3 protein-coding genes are annotated in these 1,427 nt (G+C 32.3%); all 3 read left to right on the top strand.

Annotated elements, in window-relative coordinates; all coding sequences use genetic code 11:
* Positions 1-172 precede the first annotated feature (172 nt).
* The 3 genes from GOQ16_RS17165 to GOQ16_RS17155 all read left to right on the top strand — a co-directional run bounded on the left by GOQ16_RS17165 (position 173) and on the right by GOQ16_RS17155 (position 1,354).
* On the top strand, positions 173-466 hold the full coding sequence (locus GOQ16_RS17165) for a Pvc16 family protein (protein WP_160070418.1): 294 nt from the start codon (positions 173-175) through the stop codon (positions 464-466).
* A gap of 69 nt (positions 467-535) precedes the next feature.
* Positions 536-835, top strand: coding sequence for an IS66 family insertion sequence element accessory protein TnpA (gene tnpA / locus GOQ16_RS17160; protein WP_160070417.1), 300 nt, complete (start codon positions 536-538; stop codon positions 833-835).
* Between the two features lie 12 nt (positions 836-847).
* On the top strand, positions 848-1,354 hold the full coding sequence (locus GOQ16_RS17155; RefSeq protein WP_369073905.1) for a contractile injection system tape measure protein: 507 nt from the start codon (positions 848-850) through the stop codon (positions 1,352-1,354).
* Positions 1,355-1,427 lie beyond the last annotated feature (73 nt).

The raw sequence follows: 1,427 nt of genomic DNA, 5'->3' as shown, positions 1-1,427 counted from the left end.
ATTCCTGAAAATGAAAAATGAAAAAAATACGCCTTGAGATCAAGTCAAGAAAGAAAAAAAAGAACCTGAGTAGTTACGTTTTTTTGTTAATACATTTAGTTTAAATTAAAAAAACTCATCAAACACTATTGATGAGTTTCAAACTAACTAAGTCAAATAAGCCACTATAATTATGATTCATCATTTGTTAAATCATTTATGTAGTTATCTGGAAGACAATATTGAAGATTGCTCTTTCTATGTAGGCTATTTACCTGGTCGAGACGCTGCCGCTCAAAATGTGGATGATGGTGTTTATATCACTTTGTTGGCTATAACAGAAGATGTGGCTGCTAAAATCCCTTTTGTATATGCTCAAGATGTAAATAGAAATATTTCTAAGCAAGACCCACCCATCATTTTAGAATTAAGCGTGATGGTCTCGGCCTATTTTAAAACCTATACAGAAAGTTTAAAAGCAATGTAAGCATCCGTTTATCCCCCTGTATGTTTGAATAGGTTAACTATCTAGCTTTGCCTTATTAAATTTATAATTATGGTAATAAGTAATCTCTCGAGCGAAATGCACAATCATTATGTTTGCTGGCAACACAGTGGTCTTAGTCAGCGTTCGTACTGTTCTGAAAATAATCTATGCGAAGGTCAATTCCATTATTGGATTAAGAAGTTCCGTCAACTGGATTCCCATGCGAATAGCGTGAATTCTGGTTTTGTTCCTCTGGTTGTTACCGCAAGTAACAGTATTAACCCTATCGTAGAAATTCAGCATAAAGATGGTCATTGTATCCGTTTTTTTCAATCGGTAGATGCTTCGGTCCTAAAATTGTTGTTATAATATACATCTGCATTGAATATAACACAAGAAAAGTATACAGTGTCGCATACTAATGTTCAGAAAAATGAATACAAATCTTTTAAATATTGCGGTGTAATATTTTTGCATGCTTATTTAAATAATCTTTTTCAAAATTTAGGTCTGCTTGTGAATAAGGTTTTTGTTGATGAGTCTGCAAAAATCAAGGCTGTTTATATATTGTACTATTTAGTAACATTTAGCGAAGTTGGAGATGAAGATGATTTTCAGTTTTTAAAAATGCTGGTTGGACTTGATAATAATATTTTTATTTCACCTCATTTTGAATTACTTGATGACGAAAAACAAATGTGTGTCTGTGTTTTAGAGCATCTTATAAAAGATTGGGATATATTAAAAAGTACATCAAAAGAAACAATTCAACATAACTTCTTACAACGTAGCGGTATCATAAAACTGGAAGAACGAACGATTGATATCCATCTCGAGAAATCAGGTTTTGACATTTTGCTCGATCATTTTCCTTCAAATTATAGTTAAACCCAGATTACGCAGTAGATATTTTCATTTGAAGATCTATCGGGTAATCCCAAAGTCCCCTGAACCATTTTCT

It is taken from the genome of Sphingobacterium bovisgrunnientis (assembly GCF_009829085.1).
GTDB lineage: Bacteria > Bacteroidota > Bacteroidia > Sphingobacteriales > Sphingobacteriaceae > Sphingobacterium > Sphingobacterium bovisgrunnientis.
This window is presented reverse-complemented; position numbering and strand designations above follow the sequence as displayed.

Coding starts and splice junctions, on each gene's coding strand:
- GOQ16_RS17165 (WP_160070418.1), top strand. CDS start 173: ATGATTCATCATTTGTTAAATCATTTATGTAGTTATCTGGAAGACAAT.
- tnpA (WP_160070417.1), top strand. CDS start 536: ATGGTAATAAGTAATCTCTCGAGCGAAATGCACAATCATTATGTTTGC.